The following is an 18,935-nucleotide window of genomic DNA, read 5'->3' on the forward strand; positions in this document are numbered from 1 at the left end:
GCTTGGCGCTGCGGCGGACGCATAGGGGGAGAGAAGTGTCACCTATGTATCCGGTTCAAAGTGTTACCCATCTATCGGCTGGACATAACCACTCACCTTGAAGAAATCCACAAACGCCCGCAGCGCCGGGCGCATCTGGCGGCGGCTGGGGTAGTAGACGAAGAAGCCGTCGAAGGGCGGACACCAGTCTTCCAGCACGTGGATCAAGCGGCCGTCAGCGAGCGGTGCGCGCACATAATCGTCGAAGACGAAGGCGAGCCCTGCGCCGTCGACCGCTGCCTGGGCGATCAGATGGTCTTCGTCGAGGATCAGCGGCCCTTGCGCCGCGATCTCGATCTCTTCGCCATCCTTCTCGAATTCCCAGCGGTAAAGAATGCCGCTGGAAAAACGGAAGCGGATGCAGCGGTGGTCGGCAAGATCGCGCGGATGACGGGGTCTTGGCATGGTCGCGAAATAGGATGGCGCGCCGACCACGGCGCCGCGAAGGTCCGGTCCGATGCGCACCGCGATCATGTCGCGCTGCAGGCTCTCACCGAGCCGCACGCCGGCATCGAAGCCGCCTTCGACGACGTCGGTGAAGCGATCCTCGATGACGATTTCTAGCACGATGTCGGGATAGGCCGCGGCAAAGCCGCCGAGCCTGGGCGTCAATGCCAGGTGGGCCGCGGTGCGCGGCACGGTCAGCCGCAGGTTGCCGGCCGGCCGGTCGCGCGCCTCAATCGCCGTTTCCAGCGCCAGATCGATCTCGGACAGCGCCGGCCGCAGCCGTTCGAGCAACTGCGCGCCCTCTTCCGTTGGCGCTACGCTGCGGGTGCTGCGCGCCAAAAGCCGCACGCCGAGCCGCGCCTCCAGGCTGGACACGGCATGGCTCACTGCCGAGGGCGCGATGGCCAGTTCGCGCGCCGCGCCACGAAAACTGCCGCATTGGGCGACTGTTGCCAGTACAGCCAGTTGAGAAAGATGCGCTCGGTTCATTGCTCTATTTTATAGAACAGCCCGTGCGAATGACAGCCGATTATCGAACGTAAAGCTAGGCGCTATCTCCCTTTCATCGCAACAAGGAGACGCGCCATGAAAACCCGCAAACTTGGTACTGAACTCGAAGTCTTCCCCGTCGGCCTCGGCTGCATGGGCATGAGCTTCGCCTATGGCGGTCAGGCAGAGGTTGACGCAATCGCCACGCTGCGCCGCGCTGTCGAGATCGGCGTGACGTTTTTCGACACCGCCGAAGTCTATGGTCCCTTTGAGAACGAGATCCTTCTCGGCAAGGCGTTGAAGCCGGTGCGCGACAAGGTGACGATCGCGACCAAATTCGGCTTCAAGATCTCCGAGGAAGGCTCAGGCCTCGAACGCATGGTCGGCGTCGACAGCCGCCCGGAGCACGTCAAGGCGGTGGCGGAAGCCTCGCTGAAGCGGCTCGATGCCGATGTCATCGACCTCTACTACCAGCACCGCTTCGATCCCAACGTGCCGATCGAGGACACGGTCGGCGCCATGGCGGAACTGGTGCGCGACGGCAAGGTGCGGTCGCTGGGCCTGTCGGAGGTCAGTGCCGCCACCATCCGCCGGGCGCACGCCGTGCATCCGATCGCTGCCGTGCAGAGTGAGTACTCGCTTTGGAGCCGCGACCCTGAAGACGAAGTGTTCGATGTCTGCCGCGAACTCGGCATCGGCTTCGTCCCCTACAGCCCGCTCGGTCGCGGCCTGCTCACCGGCACCATCGCCAAGCCCGAGGCCCTCAGCGACGACGACTGGCGCCGCACCTTGCCGCGTTTCCAGGCCGACGCCATGGCCGCTAATGCCAAGGTCGTTGCGACGCTGGAAAAGCTGGCGGTGGAAAAAGGCGTCACCTCGGCGCAGCTGGCGCTGGCTTGGGTGCTGCACCAGGGCGACTTCATCGTGCCGATCCCCGGCGCAAGAAAGATCCGCCATCTCGAGCAGAACACAGCGGCGGTCGGGATCGAGCTGAGCGCGGCTGAGGTCGCGGCGATTGGAGATGCGCTGTCGCCGGACAAGGTGGTTGGCAAGCGCTACACCGAGGAATTGCTGGCGCTGGTGAATGGGTGAACAAGCGGGGGAGCTTGGCGCCCTGAAAAGTCAGCGCGCGGCACCCCCCTCTGTCCTGCCGGACATCTCCCCCGCAAGGGGGGAGATCGGCTGTCGTCGCTGTTTTCGCCAATCACCAACGTTGCAGAAAGTGCGCCAACGATGAAGCTGCCAATCTCCCTCCTTGCGGGGGAGATGGCCGGCAGGCCAGAGGGGGGTGCCTCGCGCCGCCATTTCGTATTACCAAGGCACCACCGTAATCTCCGGCCAGCACGCCTTCGCCCTCGCCCCCTTGGCCTCATGCGTGCGCCTGTTATCCATCAGCCGGTTGGGCGTGATGCGAAACGCGAAGAGGTCATCCAGCCCGAACGGCGCCACGACCTCAAGCTGCCCATCGGCATCGTATCGCACCCCGACCGCATGCGTCTTCGAGGCGAAATAGCTCACCGACTCGCTGGAACTCGTATAGCGCGGGCAGGGCTGGCCGAATTTCTGCGGATACCACAGATGCACCCGTGCCTGGTTGCGCACCTCGGCCGGCAGAGCCAGCCCCTCGAAATGCTGCGCGGCTCGACGGATGACCGCGTCCTCGGCCTCGTAGGACAGGTCGCTGTCATCGAAGTAGAAGAGATCGACATCCTTGATGCCGTAGCCCGGCGGCTTGCCGGTCAGGTGGTTCCAGACGCTGTTGTAGAGCGCGCCGGACACCACCAGCCAGTCCGGCAACGCCAGCGTGCGGGCCCGCTCCAGCGCGTCGCTGACGAGCGCATCCGCCAACACCATGGCGAGAAACGCTTCGCGCTGGGCTTCGAACGGCAGACCGGAATAGCGCAGATGGTCCATCGCCCTTTGGAGAGCGATTCGCAGCTGCCGGCAATCCTCAGAAGCAATTCTAGGAAAAGTGTGTAGCGGTTTTACTGGGAAAGCGCGCCGCGCTTTCCCTAAGACGCGCTTTCCCTAAGAATTGCGTGAAGTCGAAATACGTAGGGCGGCGTTAGCCGCTCTACGTTCTCAGCATGCCGCCCGTTTGCTTGCCAACATTGTCGACGATGCGCTTGGCCAGCGCCTCGAAATCCTCGTCGGTGAGCGTCTTTTCAACCGGCTGGATAGATACTTCGATGGCAACCGACTTCTTGGCGGTCCCGAGAGATGCCCCCTCGAACACATCGAACACCGAAACGCCGGTGACCAGCTTCTTGTCGGCGGCGAGCGCCGCGCGCACCAGCGCGCCGGCCTCCACCGTCTTGTCGACGACGAAAGCAAAGTCGCGCTTCACCGCCTGGAAGGCGGACAGCTCCAGCTTTGGCTTGGTTTTCGTCGGCTTGGCCTTCGGCTCGGGCACGCCGTCGATATAGACCTCGAAACCGCAGATCGGTCCGGAAACGTCCAACCCCTCCAGCGTCTTCGGGTGGAACTCGCCGAAGGTGCCGAGCACTGTCTTCGGGCCGAGCTTGATCGTGCCGGAGCGGCCGGGATGATACCAGGCCGGACCGCCTGGCTCGATCTGCAGCCTGTCGACCGGCGCGCCGCAGGCTTCCAGCGCTGCAATCGCGTCGGCTTTGGCGTCGAACACGCCGACCGGACCGGAATTGCCGGCCCAACTGCGGCCGGAACCGTCGAGCTTGGCGGTGCCGCGGCGCACACCGGCGGCAACGCGCCGCTGCTGGTCGGGGCCGTCGCCCTCATAGGTACCGGAGACCTCGAACAGCGCGACATCGCCGATCCCCTTGTCGGCATTGCGCTGCGCGGCGACGATCAGGCCGGGCAACAACGAGGGCCGCATATCGGACATGTCGGCTGCAATCGGATTAGCGAGCTTCAGCGCCGTCTGGCCGCCGCCGAACAGTTCGGCGTGTTTGGCCGGGATGAACGACCAGGTGAGAACCTCCAGCATGCCCCGCACGGCGAGCGAGCGCTTAGCAATGCGGGTGCGCACCTGCAGCGTCGTCAGGATCTTGGAATTGACCGCGTCATGAGCGCCGAGCGGCTGCGGCGCGATGTTGTCGACGCCGTGAATGCGCATGACTTCCTCGACCAGGTCGGCTTTGCCATCGACATCGGGCCGCCAGGACGGCACCGCCACATCGACGATGTCGTCCGAGCCCTGCGGCTCGAAGCCGAGGCGCGAAAGGATGTCGAGGCTTTCCGCCTTCGGCACCTCGATGCCGGTCAGCCGCTTCACTTCCGAGATCGGGAAGGAAACGATCTTCGGCTTGTAGCCGGCATAGCCGACCACCTCCGTCTCGGTCGGCTCTCCGCCGCAGAACTCCAGCACCAGCTTTGTCGCCAGTTCGACGCCGGGCACCATGAATTCCGGGTCGACGCCACGCTCGAAACGGTAACGGGCATCGGTGATGATGCCGAGCGTACGGCCGGTGCGGGCCGTGGTGATCGGATCCCAAAGAGCGGATTCGATCAGCACGTCCGTGGTGTTCTCGTCGCAGCCGGAATGCTCGCCGCCCATGACACCGGCGATCGATTCGACGCCATTGTCGTCGGCGATCACGCACATCTGCGGCGTCAGCGTGTATTCGCGCCCGTCAAGCGCCAGCACCTTCTCGTCGTCGCGTGCGCGGCGCACGACGAGATTGCCGGCGACCTTCTTGGCATCGAACACATGCAGCGGCCGGCCACGGTCGAAGGTGACGTAGTTGGTGATGTCGACCAGCGCGCTGATCGGGCGCAAGCCGATGGCGATCAGCCTTTGCTGCAGCCATTTCGGCGACGGCCCGTTCTTCACGCCTTTCACCAGGCGCAGCGCGAAACCGGGGCAGAGCTCCGGCGCCTCGATGGTCACCTTGACCGGCGTTTCACCTTTGCCAGGGACCGCTTCGACCGGCGCGGTCTTGAGCCGGCCAAGCCCGCTTGCCGCCAGGTCCCGGGCGACGCCGTAAATGCTGGTCGCATCCGGCCGGTTCGGCGTCAGATTGATCTCGATCACCGGATCGTCGAGATGCGCGTAAGCCGCGAAGCTGGTGCCGACAGGCGCATCGGCCGGCAGGTCGATAATGCCATTGTGCTCATCCGACAGCTCCAGCTCGCGCTCGGAACACATCATGCCATGGCTCTCGACGCCGCGGATCTTGCCGACGGTCAGCGTCACGTCGATACCGGGCACATAGGCGCCGGGCGCGGCGAAGGCGCCGATCAGGCCGGCGCGGGCATTCGGCGCACCGCACACCACCTGGACAGGGGCTGCGCCATTGCCGGTGTCGACGGTCAGCACCCGCAGCCGGTCGGCGTCGGGATGCTGCACCGCCGTCAGCACCTTGGCGATGACGAACGGCTTCAGGCCGGCCTTGTCGTCGACATGCTCGACTTCGAGGCCGATCGAGGTCAGCCTCTCGACGATCTCGTCGAGCGTGGCGTCGGTGTCGAGATGATCCTTGAGCCAGGAAAGGGTGAGTTTCATCACTATGTTCCGTTTTGTCTGTACCCGCCCGGACCTTGTCCATCGGGTCTGGGCACGCTTGTCTTCAAATGGCGCGGCAAGTCGTCGGGCATATGCACGAAGGGCAGCTGCTCGCGCACATAGGCATGGTGCGTCGGCCGGAAATAAGCCGGCATGTCCATGGCGCCCAGCATGAAATAGATGTGGTCTTCCAGCCGCTCGTCGACATAGGCGATAGGCGAGCCGCAAATGCCGCAGAACGAGCGTGTAACCGGGCCGTTCTCGTACATCTTCAGTGCCTTGCCGGTGAAAGCCACCTGCTCGGTAAGGAAGCCGACAAAGGCCGACACCGGCGCGCCGCTGGCGCGCCGGCAATCGCCGCAATGGCAATAGCTGACATGGTGCGGTTCGACCGAGGCCTCGAACCGTACCGCGCCGCAGCGGCAGCCACCGGCGTGCGGCGCCGTCATGCGGAAAGACCTCCGAACAGCGTCGGCATGTCGAGCGGCCGGAAACCGTAATGCGACAGCCAGCGGACATCGGCGTCGAAGAAGGCGCGCAGGTCCGGCATGCCGTATTTCAGCATGGCGATGCGGTCGATTCCCATGCCCCAGGCAAAGCCCTGATATTCGTCGGGATCGAGCCCGCCGGCGCGCAGCACATTGGGGTGGACCATGCCGCAGCCGAGGATCTCCATCCAGTCGGAGCCTTCGCCGAAGCGCACTTCGCCGGGCCGCGAGCGGTCGCATTGGATGTCGACCTCGAGGCTTGGCTCGGTGAACGGGAAGAACGACGGCCGGAAGCGCATCTTGACCTGCGGCACCTCGAAGAAAGCCTTGCAGAATTCTTCCAGCACCCACTTCATGTTGGCGACATTGGCCGATTTGTCGATCACCAGCCCCTCGACCTGATGGAACATCGGCGAGTGGGTAGCGTCGGAATCCTGCCGGTAGGTCTTGCCGGGAATGACGATGCGGATCGGCGGCTTCTGCTTCTCCATGGTGCGGATCTGTACCGGCGAGGTGTGCGTGCGCAACAGCTTGCGCTCGCCCTTTTCGTCCGGCTGGAAAAAGAAGGTATCGTGCATCTCGCGCGCCGGATGCCCTTCGGGGAAATTCAGCGCGGTGAAATTGTAATAGTCGCTCTCGACATCGGGACCTTCTGCGATGGCAAAGCCGAGATCGCCGAAGATCGCCGCGATCTCGTCGATGACCTGGCTGATCGGATGGATGCGGCCGCGCTCGGCCGGCGATTGCCGCACCGGCAGCGTCACGTCGACCGTCTCGGCGGCAAGGCGCGCCGTGACCGCCACATCCTTCAGCTCGGCCTTGCGTGTCGTCAGCGCTTCGGTGACGCGGTTCTTCAGGCCGTTGATCGCGGGGCCCTTGACCTGGCGCTCCTCGGCGCTCATCGCGCCCAGTGTCTTCAGCAATTCCGAGATCGACCCCTTTTTGCCGAGAGCCGCGACGCGCACGGCTTCGATAGCAGCCTCATCGGCGGCCGACGCGACGTCGGCCATCAGGGAGTTTTCGAGAGTATCCAAGCCGGTAGCTATGTCGTTCACGGTCAAACTCGCTGTGTTGGGAGTCAACTTTGAGGTGAAAGTCACTTTCAAGTTGAAAGTTCAGCCATAAGAAAAACCCGCGCCAGCCGTGCCAGCGCGGGTTCCCCAATCAGAATTGCGAATGCTGGGAAGCGCTGGGCTCGGAGGCCGATCCCGAAAAGTTGCAGACTTTTCGGAAAGATCGCGCTCCTCGCTAAATTTCCCTGAGCATGATGTTGTCCAAAAAGTCAGCAACTTTTTGGCATCATGCTCTAGGCGACAGCGCTTTCAAAAGCATTCGGGGTGGTGTTCTTCAGATATTCGAGCGCGACCTTGGCCTTGGCCACGAGTGCGGCGAACGCCTGCGGTTCATGGATGGCCATGTCGGACAGGATCTTGCGATCGATCTCGATACCGGACTTGTTGAGGCCGTCGATGAAGCGGCCATAGGTCAGGCCATGCTCGTGCGTCGCGGCGTTGATGCGCTGGATCCACAGCGCGCGGAACGAGCGCTTGCGGTTCTTGCGGTCGCGATACGCATACTGCATCGACTTTTCGACCGCCTGCTTGGCGATGCGAATGGTGTTCTTGCGGCGGCCGTAGAAGCCTTTCGCGGCTTTCAGGACCTTCTTGTGCTTGGCGTGCGAGGTGACGCCTCTTTTTACGCGTGCCATGTCATGATCTCCTTAAACGCTGTTCCTGAAACCGAATGCTCAGAGGCCGTTCGGCAGAAAATTCTTGATGACCTTCTTGCCATCCGGTTCAGCCAGAACCATCGTGCCGCGGGCATTTCGAATGAACTTGTTGGAACGCTTGATCATGCCGTGACGCTTGCCGGCCGCAGCCGACAGGACTTTACCCGTACCTGTGATCTTGAACCGCTTCTTGGCGGCCGATTTGGTCTTCATCTTGGGCATTTTGCTACTCCGTATTGGTGGCGCACAATCGCGCTTCTTGTTCGCTTCGGGCGGACCAAAAGCCCGAAAAGCAAATGAAACCGCCACGGCATGCCCTGCCGGGCGGTTTTCTTGGAACGGCGGTCCTATACGTCAAAGCGGGCTGGCGCGCAACACCCGAGCGGCTGCGACGCTCTCTCCGCGATCAGGGCAGCCTAAACAGCACCGGCAGAATGCCCGATTGCTGGGCACCATCGATGGTCTCGAACACCGGCAACGCCACCAGAAACACCAGCCCGTCGAGCAAGGTGGTCAGCAAGAGGCGCGGCTTGAAGCTGCCGGTGTCGCCTTCCTGGTAGAGCGACAGCTGGGGGAAGAAACGCGGCACCCGCGCCAGATAGGCTGTGTAGGGCGCGCCGAGAACCTCCTTGAGATACCGTTCCTCGCGCAGGATGACGATGTGGAAGGCGCCGGCGCACAAAAGCGCAAACAGGACGATGCCGGAGAACGAGCCGATCTGCGCCCCGACGCCGGCGGCGGCAACGGTCGAGAACACGTAGAGAGGATTGCGGGTGATCGAATAGGGTCCGCCGGTGACCACTTCGGAGGATTTGCGCCCCCCGATATAGAGTGTCGACCACAAGCGGCCGACGACGCCAAGGAAGATCAGCAGCACGCCGACCATCTCGATCGTTTCATGCACCGGGGTATCGGGCGGGAAGGTCGACTGGCCGAACAGCAGTGCCGCAAACAGCACCACCACCAGCACCGCAAGCACCATCCGGCGCATGTGCTGGTAGCCGCCCAGCTCCTTGATGGGCGCAGGGTTGATTTCATTGGCCATGTCGGGAATCCGATCGTCGAGAAGCTGCGCCGGCGATCGCGGCGTCTGGACAGGAGAATCGGCGTCCCGCCGATCGCCGGGACGCCATGAGACAGGATTCAGGCGGATTTAGAGCGCAACGCCCGAACTGATCTAGCGCGGGGCCAGCACCATCATCATCTGGCGGCCTTCCAGCTTCGGCTCGGCTTCGACCTTGGCGATGGTAGCCGTCTCCTCGCGCACCTTGTTCAGGAGCTGCATGCCGAGTTCCATATGCGCCATCTCGCGGCCGCGGAAGCGCAGCGTCAGCTTGACCTTGTCACCTTCCTCGAAGAAGCGCCGCACGGCCTTCATCTTGGTTTCGTAGTCATGGCTGTCGATGTTCGGGCGCATCTTGATCTCCTTGATCTCGATGACCTTCTGGTTCTTGCGCGCCTCGGCCGCCTTCTTCTGGTTGGCGTATTTCAATTTGCCGAGATCGAGAATTTTGACGACAGGCGGCACCGCATTGGGCGAGATCTCGACCAGATCGAGCCCTGCCTCTTCGGCGAGCAGCAATGCGTCGTTGATGGAAATATCGCCGCGGTTCTGGCCATCGGCGTCGATCAGTTGGACCCGGGGAACCCGGATATCACGGTTTGAGCGCGGGCCATCCTTGGTGGGCGCCGCTGCTTTGAAAGGTCTGCGAATGGTCGTGGTCTCCTTGGCCGTTTCGTTCAGGGTTCAAATCTAGAAATGTTCGGGACGCGCCAATGTGGTGAGCGCGCGGGCGGAGTCAATAGCACAGCGCTGACAGAAAATCACCCTGATCGCAGGCCTGCACCAAACAAAGGATGTCGCGAGCACTTTCCGCCTCGCCTGTGCCTGTGTCAAAAGACCGGCGAGTAAAATCAGGCTCCCGCAATCAGGCCCCCAGAACCAGGATTGATCCACAGCCATGACCGCGACCACCCCAACCCTGCTGGATGTCGACGGCATTGATATCGCGGTTCGCCATTCCTCGGGCGCAACGCCCGGCATCGTCTGGCTCGGCGGCTATAAATCCGACATGCTGGGCACGAAGGCGCAGACGCTGTCGGATTGGGCGGCCAGGGAAGGCCGCGCATATCTGCGCCACGACTATTCCGGCCATGGCGAATCCGGCGGCGCCTTTGCCGACGGTACTATCTCGAAATGGCTTGGCGAGAGCCTCGCCGTCTTCCGGCGTTTCACCAAGGGCAAGCAAATCCTGGTCGGCTCGTCGATGGGCGCCTGGATCGCGCTGCGCATGGTGCAGGAGCTGCGCAAGGCGGGCGACAGCAATGTGGTTGGCCTGGTGCTGCTCGCGCCGGCGCCGGATTTCACCGCCGAGCTGGTCGAGCCGGCTCTGACTGAGGCACAGAAGTGCGACCTCCGGGAGAAAGGCTTTTTCGAAGAACCTTCGGACTATTCCGCCGAGCCTTACATCTACACCAGCGCGCTGATCGAGGACGGCAGGGTGAACCGGGTGATGACCGGGCCGATCGATACCCACTGCCCCGTCCACATCCTGCAGGGCCTGGCCGACGCCGACGTGCCGGCAAGCCATGCGCTGAAGCTGGTCTCGCTGCTGCCGGCCGACGACGTCACCTTGTCGCTCATTCCCGACGGCGACCACCGCCTGTCGCGGCCGCAGGATCTCGACATGCTGCTGAGGGCGGTGGGCGACATGGTTCAGCGGACGGGGTAGGCGAGAATGCGCATTTCCATCCCGATATCCGCCTTTGTCGCGGCAATCGTCGGCTTCGGCGGCACGCTGGCCGTCGTCATTGCCGCCGCCAAGGCGGTTGGCGCCACGCAAGCCGAAACCGCGAGCTGGGTGACGGCAGTGTGCGTGGCGATGGCGATCGAATGCTTGTGGCTGTCCTGGCGCACGAAAATGCCCATCATCACCGCCTGGTCGACACCAGGCCTGGCGCTGATGGCGGCATCGAGCGGCTTTACCATGGCCGATGCGGTCGGCGCCTTCATCGTCACCGGCTTGATGTTGATCGCCACCGGCCTGTTCAAGCCGCTGACCCAGCTTATATCAAGGATACCGACGTCGGTCGCGTCCGGCATGCTGGCCGGCATCGTCGTCACCTTCGCGCTCAATGCCGTCAAGACCATTCCGGTCGACCCCTGGCTGATCCTGCCGCTGATCGCGGCCTTCTTCGTCATTCGCCTGTTCAACCCGGCGCTGTCGGTGCTGGCGGTGCTGATCGGCGGCGGCATCGCCGCCTTCCTGACAGGCCGCGTCGGCGGACTGCCGGCGCCGGAACTGTCGACGCTGACGCTGATTGCTCCGCATTTCAGCGCCGCAGCTGTCATCGGCCTGGCGCTGCCGCTCTACCTCGTCACCATGGCGTCGCAGAACCTGTCGGGTCTCGCCGTCTTGCGCGCCGCCGGCTATCACCCCGAACCCGGCCCGCTGATCGGCGTCACCGGCCTGTTCTCGCTGCTGTCGGCGCCGTTTGGCGGCTCGACCACCAATCTGGCCGCGATCTCTGCGGCGATCTGCACCGGGTCGGACGTCCATCCCGACCCGGCCGAGCGCTGGAAGACCGGACCCTTCTATGCACTTGCCTATCTGATCTTCGCGGTTTTCGGCGCCTCGTTGGTGGCGATCTTCGCAGTGCTGCCGCAAAGCCTGATCGTGCTGGTGGCCGGCCTGGCGTTGATGGGGTCGCTGGCCAACGCGCTGGCGATCGCGCTCAAGGACGAGGACCAGCGCATGGCGGCTACTGTCACCTTCGTTGTCACCGCGTCGGGGCTGACTTTGTTCGGCGTTGGCGCCGCCTTCTGGGGCTTGGTCGCCGGCCTGGTCGTGCTTTTCCTCGAAGCGGTCAAAAAGCGATAATCATTTCAGGACCTTGTCCGGTTTTGGCCGACGTTGTCTTGAATCGCCGTTTTTCTCATCCCATTTCGAATCCACGCAGCCGCTCTTGGCTGTCTCCAACCGAAGGAATGGGAGAAAATGAACACATCCGCATTGATCCGCCCGGCCTGGACGCCGGCGACCATCGCGCTGATGGTGATCGGCTTCATGGTGTTCTGGCCGCTTGGCTTCGCCATGCTCGCCTACATCATCTGGGGCGACCGGCTTGACGGCTTCAAGCGCGACGTCAACCGGGCCACCGACGGCATCTTCGCCGGCTGCCGTCGCGGTTCCGACAAGGCCGCGCGCTGGGGCCACGGTTCGGCCCGCACCGGCAATGTCGCTTTCGACGACTGGCGCGAGAAGGAACTCGAACGCCTCGCCGAAGAGCGTCGCAAGCTCGATGAGATGCTGAGCGAGTTCGATGAGTATGCCCGCGAATTGCGCCGCGCCAAGGACCAGGACGAGTTCGACCGCTTCATGGCCAACCGCAACAAGTCGACAGCGCCTGCGAAGACAGGCTCGGCCGAAACGGCCAAGCCCGCGACGCCCAAGCGCAAGGGCCCGAACCTGCTTGACGACTGAGGCTGCGCGCATGACCCCGAAAATCGAAACCGATTTTCGGAAAGGTTCATGCGCCGAATTAGAGTGCTACAGCGTCCTTTGCGCGTCAGAGACGCGCGGCGCTCTAAGACAGGCCTTGGCATGATGGACGGCGTCGCGCGAGCGGCGCCGTTTCTTTTTTGTTCTGGTCGTTTTCCTCGAATCGCGTATCGTTCAGCCATGTCCTTCGGCTTTTTCCGCAACCTGACCAAACCAAAACCCTCGCCTGTCGAAGAGCGAGAGCACGTCGTTGCCGGCCGCACACTGCCGCTCAGGATCGTCGAGAGCGCCCGCGCACGGCGGCTGACGCTGCGCATTGATTCGGGCGGCCAGGGGCTGCGCATCACCGTGCCGCCGGGCCTGCGCCGCGGCGAGGTGGAGAAATTCCTTCACCGCCACCAGGACTGGCTGGAGCAGCGGCTGGCCAAGGTCCCGACCCGGCCTCAGGTGCGCCCCGGCATCAAGATCCCGATACGCGGCGTCGCGCATCGCATCGTCCACGAACCGTCGAAACGCGGCACCGTCACCGTGTCGCGCGACGAGCGCGGTCCGCTGCTGATCGTCCATGGCGAGCGCATACATTTGCCGCGCCGCATCGCCGATTTCCTCAAGCGCGAGGCCAAGAAGGACATCGAGAAGCTGGTGGTCAAGCATACCGAGGCCATCGGCAAGCGCGCCAAGGCGATCCGCTTCAAGGACACGTCGAGCCGCTGGGGTTCCTGCACTTCCGACGGCAATTTGTCCTTCTCATGGCGCATCATGATGGCGCCGACGCCGGTGATAAACTACTTGGTCGCGCATGAGGTGGCGCATCTCAAGGAGATGAACCACGGCCCGAAATTCTGGAAACTGTGCGAGCAGCTCTGTCCCGATACCGACCGCTGCAAGGACTGGCTGAAGCGCAATGGCGGCGCGCTGCAGGCGATCGTGTTCGATTAGCCTGCGCCGGCGCCGCGCTCAATCATCATTGGCCGCATTAAGCTCTTCAGGCCGCAGCCCTTCGTCGCCATGGCGCGGCCATGGCAGGAAATTCTGCTCGAACGCATCGCTGCCGAAATAATCCAGGACCCGGTGCGCTTCTGCCCCGTCGAAGGCGGCCTTTTGCATCAGATGCGCGATGACGTCGCGCGCTTGCGCGATCTTCTGCCTGAGTTCGGCTATGCTCTGGTCGGCCATTCGTCTGCTCCGCCTTGCTTCTCCCATCAATAGGTAGCGCCTTTGGCGTTGCCGGCAAACAGCATGCTTTTTCTCGACTCTTGGCCGGTTTCGTGCCAATCCCCGCGCCATGGCGCTCGATATCAAGATCTGCGGATTGAAGACCGATGATGCAATGGCCGCGGCATTGGCCGGCGGCGCCAGCCATGTCGGCTTCATCTTCTTTGCCAGGAGCCCGCGCTATGTCGAGCCTGCGGCAGCCGGCCGCCTGCGCCAGGCGGCAATCGGCAAGGCCCTGGCGGCAGCCGTGACGGTCGATGCCGATGACGCCTTCCTGGACGAGATCGTCGAAAAGATGCGACCCGACATGCTGCAACTGCACGGCACGGAGACGCCCGAGCGGGTGGCCGAGGTGAAAGCCCGCTACGGCTTGCCTGTCATGAAGGTGTTCTCCGTCAGTGAGGCTGCCGATCTCGAGCGGCTACAGCCGTTCATCGGCGTTGCCGATCGCTTCATGTTCGATGCCAAGCCACCAAAGGGCTCGCAACTTCCGGGCGGCAATGGCGTCGCCTTTGACTGGCGGATCCTGGCCGGCCTTGACGTCGGGCTCGATTACATGCTTTCCGGTGGGCTCAACGCCGCCAATATCGGCGACGCCCTGAGATCAGCCAATCCGCCCGCGATAGACATTTCGTCGGGGGTGGAAAGCGGTCCAGGCGTCAAGGATCCGGCGCTGATCGAGCAGTTTTTCCGGGCAGTCAGGGCCGTGCGCGACGACCGCGCCGCCTGAATACTTTTTTCGAACCAGGAGATCGGCGATGGACCAGCCGGCGACACCCAATTCCTTCCGCACCGGACCCGACGAACAGGGCATGTTCGGCATCTTCGGCGGCCGCTTCGTCGCCGAGACGCTGATGCCGCTGATCCTCGACCTCGAGCGGCACTGGAACGAGGTCAAGAACGATCCGGATTTCAAGGCCGAATTGACCGACCTCTCGACCCACTATGCCGGGCGGCCGTCGAAGCTGTATTTCGCTGAAGGCCTGACCAGACATCTTCGTGAGGTTTCCTCGGCGAAGGGCCTCGGGGGCGGCGCCAAGGTCTATTTCAAGCGCGAGGACCTGAACCACACCGGTTCGCACAAGATCAACAATTGCCTCGGCCAGATCCTGCTGGCCAAGCGCATGGGCAAGAAGCGCATCATCGCCGAGACGGGCGCCGGCCAGCACGGCGTGGCGGCGGCCACGGTCGCGGCGCGCTTCGGCTTTCCCTGCGTCGTCTACATGGGCGCCACCGACGTCGCCCGCCAAAGCCCCAACGTCTTCCGCATGAAGCTGCTCGGCGCCGAAGTGCGGCCGGTGACCGCCGGCCACGGCACGCTGAAGGACGCCATGAACGAGGCGTTGCGCGACTGGGTCACCAATGTCGAGGACACCTATTATCTGATCGGCACCGCCGCCGGCCCGCATCCCTATCCGGAGCTGGTGCGCGACTTCCAGTCGGTGATCGGCATCGAGGCGCGGGCCCAGATCCTCGAACAGGAAGGCCGGTTGCCCGACACCATCATCGCTGCCGTCGGCGGCGGCTCCAACGCCATCGGCCTGTTCCATCCCTTCCTGGATGACAGGCAAGTCCGCATCATCGGCATCGAAGCCGGCGGCCGCGGCCTCGACGGCATCGAGCATTGCGCCTCGATGAATGCCGGCGCACCCGGCGTGCTGCACGGCAACCGCACCTATCTCCTGCAGAATGCCGACGGGCAGATCCTGGACGGTCATTCGATCTCGGCCGGCCTCGACTACCCCGGCGTTGGCCCCGAACATTCCTGGCTGCGCGATTCCGGCCGCGTCGAGTACGTGCCGATCCTCGACGACGAGGCGCTGGAAGCCTTCAAGCTGACGACGCGCGTCGAAGGCATCATCCCGGCGCTGGAATCCGCGCACGCCATCGCCCATGCGGTCAAGATCGTGCCTGATATGGACAAGGACCAGATCGTCATCGTCAACCTGTCGGGACGTGGCGACAAGGATGTGCACACAGTGGCGTCGATGCTGGGCATGGAGATCTGATCATGGTGACCCGCATCGACCGCCGCATGGCGAAACTGAAAGCCGAGGGCCGCCCGGCGCTCGTCACCTATTTCATGAGCGGCGACCCCGACTATGACACCGCTTTGTCGATCATGAAGGCGCTGCCCAAGGCCGGCGCCGACATCATCGAAATGGGCATGCCGTTTTCCGATCCGATGGCCGATGGACCGGCGATCCAGGCCGCCGGCCTGCGGGCGCTGAAAGGTGGCCAGACCCTGGTCAAGACGCTGAAGACGGCGGCTGATTTCCGTGCCACCGACAATGAAACGCCGATCGTGCTGATGGGCTACTACAACCCGATCTACATCCACGGTGTCGACCGCTTCCTCAAGGACGCGATCGCCAGCGGCATTGACGGGTTGATCGTCGTCGACCTGCCACCGGAGATGGACGAAGAACTCTGCATTCCGGCGCTGAAGGCCGGCATCAACTTCATCCGCCTGGCCACGCCAACCACCGACGACAAGCGCCTGCCCAAGGTGCTGCAGAACACGTCGGGCTTCGTCTACTACGTGTCGATGACCGGCATCACCGGCTCGGCTTTGGCCGACACCGGCAAGGTTGCCGCCGCGGTCAGGCGCATCAAGGGCCATACCGACCTGCCGGTCTGTGTCGGCTTCGGCGTCAAGACCGCCGAGCAGGCGCGCATCATCGGCGCTTCGGCCGATGGTGTAGTCGTCGGCACCGCGATCGTCAATGCGGTGGCCAATGTGCTGGGGCCGAAGGGTGAAAAGACCGCCGACCCGGCCGAAGCCGTCGCCACGCTGGTCAGCGGCCTGGCGCAAGGTGTGCGTTCGGCCCGCCTTGCTGCTGCCGAATAGTTTCCCTACCCTTTTACCTGACTCTTCGTCAGGACAGGAACTGAAGCGATGAACTGGATCACGAATTACGTTCGCCCGAGGATCAATTCGATGCTCGGCCGGCGCACGGACATGCCCGAGAATCTCTGGATCAAGGATCCCGAGACCGGCGAGATGGTGTTCCACAAGGACCTGGAATCCAACCAGTTCGTCATCCCGTCGTCGGGCCATCACATGAAGATTTCGGCCAAGGAACGGCTGAAATTCTTCCTCGACGACGGCAAATACGAGCAGCTGGAGAACCCCAAGGTCGTGCAGGACCCGCTCAAGTTCCGCGACGAGAAGCGCTACACGGACCGGCTGAAGGACGCCAAGGCCAAGACCGGCCTGGAAGACGCCATCATCAACGCGCTGGGCACGGTCGAAGGCCTGCCGGTTGTGGTGACGGTGCAGGATTTCGCCTTCATGGGCGGCTCGCTCGGCATGGCCGCGGGTGACGCCATTGTACACGGTTTCGAGGTCGCCTTGCAGCGCAAGCGGCCGCTGATCCTGTTTGCCGCCTCCGGTGGCGCGCGCATGCAGGAAGGCATCTTGTCGCTGATGCAGTTACCGCGCACCACGATCGGCGTCGACCGGCTGAAGGAAGCCGGCCTGCCATACATCGTCGTCTTGACCAACCCGACCACCGGCGGCGTTACCGCCTCCTACGCCATGCTGGGAGACGTCCACATTGCCGAGCCCGGCGCGCTGATCGGCTTTGCCGGCCCGCGCGTCATCGAGCAGACCATCCGGGAGAAACTGCCGGACGGTTTCCAGCGCTCCGAATATCTGATGGAGCACGGCATGGTCGATATGGTGGTGTCGCGGCTGGAACTGCGCGAGACGATTTCACGGCTGTTGAAAATCCTGCTCAAACTGCCGCAGGAGCAAAAGCCGCTGGAGCCGGAAATCCTGCCGCCGTCTGTCATCCCGACGGAAGCCCGCCCGCAGGCCTGACGCGACACAATACGCCGCCATGCAAAATTGCGCACGGCGCGCGCCTTCGTCATCCTAGGGCGAAGCAGAAGCGTAGCTCCGTCGCGGAGACCCTAGGATCCATGCCGTGATCTGCGAACTGCGCCACGGCTGCAGTAACTGTGAAAATGTAGAGGCGCTTGAGTGGACGTATTGGCGGGACGCTGGGACGGAGAGGCAGGGCCTTCTGGGCCGCTGCGACTTTCGGTGAGGTCACGGAATGGATCCTAGGGTCTGCGCTGCGTCGCTGCGCTCCTTGCTTCGCCCTAGGATGACGAAAGGCGCGGCTATCCGTCTTCATGGCAGACAAAACCTGATGCGCCAACATAAGTCTTTTGAGGGCCTGTCGCCATGACAACGCTTGCCGCAGATCGTGAAATCGAAGCCCTGATGGCGCTGCATCCGAAAGGCTTCGACCTTTCGCTCGACCGCATCACAAGGCTGCTCGAACGCCTCGGCAATCCGCAGGAGCGGCTGCCGCCGGTCATCCATATCGCCGGCACCAACGGCAAGGGCTCGTGCGCGGCCTTTTCGCGCGCGCTGCTCGAAGCCGGCGGCCACCTTGTCCATGTCCACACTTCGCCGCATCTGGTGAACTGGGCCGAGCGCTACCGACTGGCGGCCGAGGGCGGCGGCCGGCTGGTCGACGACGAGACCTTCGCCGAGGCCATCGCCCGCGTCGCCCGGGCCAATCAAGGCCAGAAGATCACCGTCTTCGAAATCCTAACCGCCGTCACCTTCATCCTGTTTTCCGAACATCCGGCTGCCGCCGCCATCATCGAGGTCGGCCTTGGCGGCCGCTTCGACGCCACCAATGTCGTTGCCCGGCCGGCGGTGTCGGTGATCATGCCGGTGTCGATGGATCACGAAGCCTATCTCGGCGACCGGGTCGAACTGATCGCCGCCGAAAAGGCCGGCATCATGAAGCGCGGCTGCCCGGTGGTCATCGGCGCGCAGGAGAGCGAGACGGCGCTGCAAGTGCTGATCGAAACCGCCGAGCGGCTGGATTGCCCGACCTTCGTCTACGGCCAGGATTTTCTCGCCTTCGAGGAAAACGGCCGCATGGTCTATCAGGATGAGGACGGGCTGATGGACCTGCCGCCGCCGCGCCTGCCCGGGCGCCACCAGTTCGCCAATGCGGCGGCAGCGATTGCCGCCGTCAAGGCCGCCGGTTTCGAAATCAGTCATCGCGCCACTGAGAAGGCGATGGCGAGCGTCGCATGGCCGGGCCGCATGCAGAAACTGGTACAGGGCCGGCTGATGGAGCTGGCGCCCAAGGGCGCCGACATCTGGCTCGACGGCGGCCACAATCCGGGCGCCGGCATGGTCATTGCCGAGGCGCTGGCCGAGCAGGAGGAAAAGAACCCGCGGCCGCTGTTTCTGATCTCCGGCATGATCAACACCAAGGACCAGAGCGGCTACTTCCACGCCTTCAAGGGCCTGGCACGGCACGTCTACACCGTGCCGGTGAGCAAGAGCGATGCCGGCGTGCCGAATGACGAGCTGGCGGTGCGGGCGACCGAAGCCGGCCTCACCGCTGAACCGGTTAGTTCCGTCGCCAGCGCGCTGATGCTGTTGCGCGACACCTGGGACGGGCCGGCGCCACGCATCCTGATCGGGGGGTCGTTATATCTCGCCGGCGCGGTGCTGGCCGAAAACGGCACGCCGCCAACCTGAAGCCATTTCACTGCGAGGAGCC

General features: G+C 63.6%; 20 protein-coding genes. 10 read left to right on the top strand and 10 right to left on the bottom strand.

Annotated elements, in window-relative coordinates:
• Nucleotides 1–63 precede the first annotated feature (63 nt).
• Nucleotides 64–975, bottom strand: coding sequence for a LysR family transcriptional regulator (locus tag NKI10_RS22960; protein ID WP_352862079.1), 912 nt, complete (start codon nucleotides 973–975; stop codon nucleotides 64–66).
• Between the two features lie 96 nt (nucleotides 976–1,071).
• On the opposite strand from NKI10_RS22960, the gene NKI10_RS22965 reads away from it, so the two are divergent.
• Nucleotides 1,072–2,067, top strand: a complete 996-nt coding sequence (locus NKI10_RS22965; RefSeq protein ID WP_352862080.1) for an aldo/keto reductase — start codon at nucleotides 1,072–1,074, stop codon at nucleotides 2,065–2,067.
• 219 nt (nucleotides 2,068–2,286) lie between these two features.
• Here the strand turns inward: NKI10_RS22965 and NKI10_RS22970 are convergent, their stop codons facing one another.
• From NKI10_RS22970 to infC, 8 genes are all read right to left on the bottom strand, one after another.
• Complete coding sequence (locus NKI10_RS22970; protein WP_023725578.1) at nucleotides 2,287–2,889, bottom strand: nucleotidyltransferase family protein; 603 nt, start codon at nucleotides 2,887–2,889, stop codon at nucleotides 2,287–2,289.
• A gap of 160 nt (nucleotides 2,890–3,049) precedes the next feature.
• Nucleotides 3,050–5,458: a phenylalanine--tRNA ligase subunit beta gene (gene pheT, locus NKI10_RS22975; protein WP_352862081.1), complete on the bottom strand. Its 2,409-nt coding sequence runs from the start codon at nucleotides 5,456–5,458 to the stop codon at nucleotides 3,050–3,052.
• Nucleotides 5,459–5,460: 2 nt separating this feature from the next.
• Nucleotides 5,461–5,907: a GFA family protein gene (locus NKI10_RS22980; RefSeq protein ID WP_023681387.1), complete on the bottom strand. Its 447-nt coding sequence runs from the start codon at nucleotides 5,905–5,907 to the stop codon at nucleotides 5,461–5,463.
• A complete protein-coding gene (gene pheS / locus NKI10_RS22985; RefSeq protein WP_032891898.1) occupies nucleotides 5,904–6,956 on the bottom strand; it encodes a phenylalanine--tRNA ligase subunit alpha in 1,053 nt (350 codons plus the stop codon). The genes NKI10_RS22980 and pheS overlap by 4 nt, the downstream gene beginning before the upstream one ends.
• A 296-nt stretch (nucleotides 6,957–7,252) precedes the next feature.
• The gene (rplT, locus tag NKI10_RS22990; RefSeq protein ID WP_023672281.1) at nucleotides 7,253–7,654 is read right to left on the bottom strand and encodes a 50S ribosomal protein L20; all 402 of its coding nucleotides are present in this window, start codon (nucleotides 7,652–7,654) and stop codon (nucleotides 7,253–7,255) included.
• Nucleotides 7,655–7,693: 39 nt separating this feature from the next.
• Nucleotides 7,694–7,897 (bottom strand): 50S ribosomal protein L35, encoded by a 204-nt coding sequence (gene rpmI, locus NKI10_RS22995; RefSeq protein ID WP_006201248.1) that lies wholly within the window; start codon nucleotides 7,895–7,897, stop codon nucleotides 7,694–7,696.
• A 184-nt stretch (nucleotides 7,898–8,081) separates the two neighbouring features.
• The gene (locus NKI10_RS23000) at nucleotides 8,082–8,720 is read right to left on the bottom strand and encodes a methyltransferase family protein (protein WP_023681388.1); all 639 of its coding nucleotides are present in this window, start codon (nucleotides 8,718–8,720) and stop codon (nucleotides 8,082–8,084) included.
• Nucleotides 8,721–8,852: 132 nt separating this feature from the next.
• Nucleotides 8,853–9,389, bottom strand: a complete 537-nt coding sequence (gene infC / locus NKI10_RS23005; RefSeq protein WP_023744911.1) for a translation initiation factor IF-3 — start codon at nucleotides 9,387–9,389, stop codon at nucleotides 8,853–8,855.
• A gap of 247 nt (nucleotides 9,390–9,636) precedes the next feature.
• Here infC and NKI10_RS23010 point away from each other — a divergent pair, with 247 nt between their 5' ends.
• From NKI10_RS23010 to NKI10_RS23025, 4 genes are all read left to right on the top strand, one after another.
• Nucleotides 9,637–10,407, top strand: a complete 771-nt coding sequence (locus NKI10_RS23010; protein WP_352862082.1) for an alpha/beta hydrolase — start codon at nucleotides 9,637–9,639, stop codon at nucleotides 10,405–10,407.
• 6 nt (nucleotides 10,408–10,413) lie between these two features.
• Nucleotides 10,414–11,556 carry a benzoate/H(+) symporter BenE family transporter gene (locus NKI10_RS23015; RefSeq protein ID WP_352862083.1) on the top strand — a complete coding sequence of 381 codons (1,143 nt, stop codon included), beginning with the start codon at nucleotides 10,414–10,416 and terminating at the stop codon, nucleotides 11,554–11,556.
• A 117-nt stretch (nucleotides 11,557–11,673) separates the two neighbouring features.
• The gene (locus tag NKI10_RS23020; RefSeq protein WP_023672286.1) at nucleotides 11,674–12,159 is read left to right on the top strand and encodes a DUF2852 domain-containing protein; all 486 of its coding nucleotides are present in this window, start codon (nucleotides 11,674–11,676) and stop codon (nucleotides 12,157–12,159) included.
• Nucleotides 12,160–12,357: 198 nt separating this feature from the next.
• Nucleotides 12,358–13,116 (top strand): M48 family metallopeptidase, encoded by a 759-nt coding sequence (locus NKI10_RS23025; protein ID WP_023702070.1) that lies wholly within the window; start codon nucleotides 12,358–12,360, stop codon nucleotides 13,114–13,116.
• A gap of 18 nt (nucleotides 13,117–13,134) precedes the next feature.
• Here the strand turns inward: NKI10_RS23025 and NKI10_RS23030 are convergent, their stop codons facing one another.
• The gene (locus tag NKI10_RS23030; RefSeq protein WP_023672288.1) at nucleotides 13,135–13,353 is read right to left on the bottom strand and encodes a hypothetical protein; all 219 of its coding nucleotides are present in this window, start codon (nucleotides 13,351–13,353) and stop codon (nucleotides 13,135–13,137) included.
• Between the two features lie 109 nt (nucleotides 13,354–13,462).
• Here NKI10_RS23030 and NKI10_RS23035 point away from each other — a divergent pair, with 109 nt between their 5' ends.
• From NKI10_RS23035 to NKI10_RS23055, 5 genes are all read left to right on the top strand, one after another.
• Complete coding sequence (locus NKI10_RS23035) at nucleotides 13,463–14,122, top strand: phosphoribosylanthranilate isomerase (RefSeq protein ID WP_352862084.1); 660 nt, start codon at nucleotides 13,463–13,465, stop codon at nucleotides 14,120–14,122.
• 28 nt (nucleotides 14,123–14,150) lie between these two features.
• Complete coding sequence (gene trpB, locus NKI10_RS23040) at nucleotides 14,151–15,401, top strand: tryptophan synthase subunit beta (protein WP_352862085.1); 1,251 nt, start codon at nucleotides 14,151–14,153, stop codon at nucleotides 15,399–15,401.
• Nucleotides 15,402–15,403: 2 nt separating this feature from the next.
• Complete coding sequence (gene trpA / locus NKI10_RS23045; protein ID WP_352862086.1) at nucleotides 15,404–16,243, top strand: tryptophan synthase subunit alpha; 840 nt, start codon at nucleotides 15,404–15,406, stop codon at nucleotides 16,241–16,243.
• A gap of 48 nt (nucleotides 16,244–16,291) precedes the next feature.
• On the top strand, nucleotides 16,292–17,218 hold the full coding sequence (accD, locus tag NKI10_RS23050) for an acetyl-CoA carboxylase, carboxyltransferase subunit beta (RefSeq protein WP_023748272.1): 927 nt from the start codon (nucleotides 16,292–16,294) through the stop codon (nucleotides 17,216–17,218).
• A 369-nt stretch (nucleotides 17,219–17,587) separates the two neighbouring features.
• Nucleotides 17,588–18,913 carry a bifunctional folylpolyglutamate synthase/dihydrofolate synthase gene (locus tag NKI10_RS23055; protein ID WP_352862087.1) on the top strand — a complete coding sequence of 442 codons (1,326 nt, stop codon included), beginning with the start codon at nucleotides 17,588–17,590 and terminating at the stop codon, nucleotides 18,911–18,913.
• Nucleotides 18,914–18,935 lie beyond the last annotated feature (22 nt).

The organism is Mesorhizobium sp. M0802 (assembly GCF_040320115.1).
GTDB lineage: Bacteria > Pseudomonadota > Alphaproteobacteria > Rhizobiales > Rhizobiaceae > Mesorhizobium.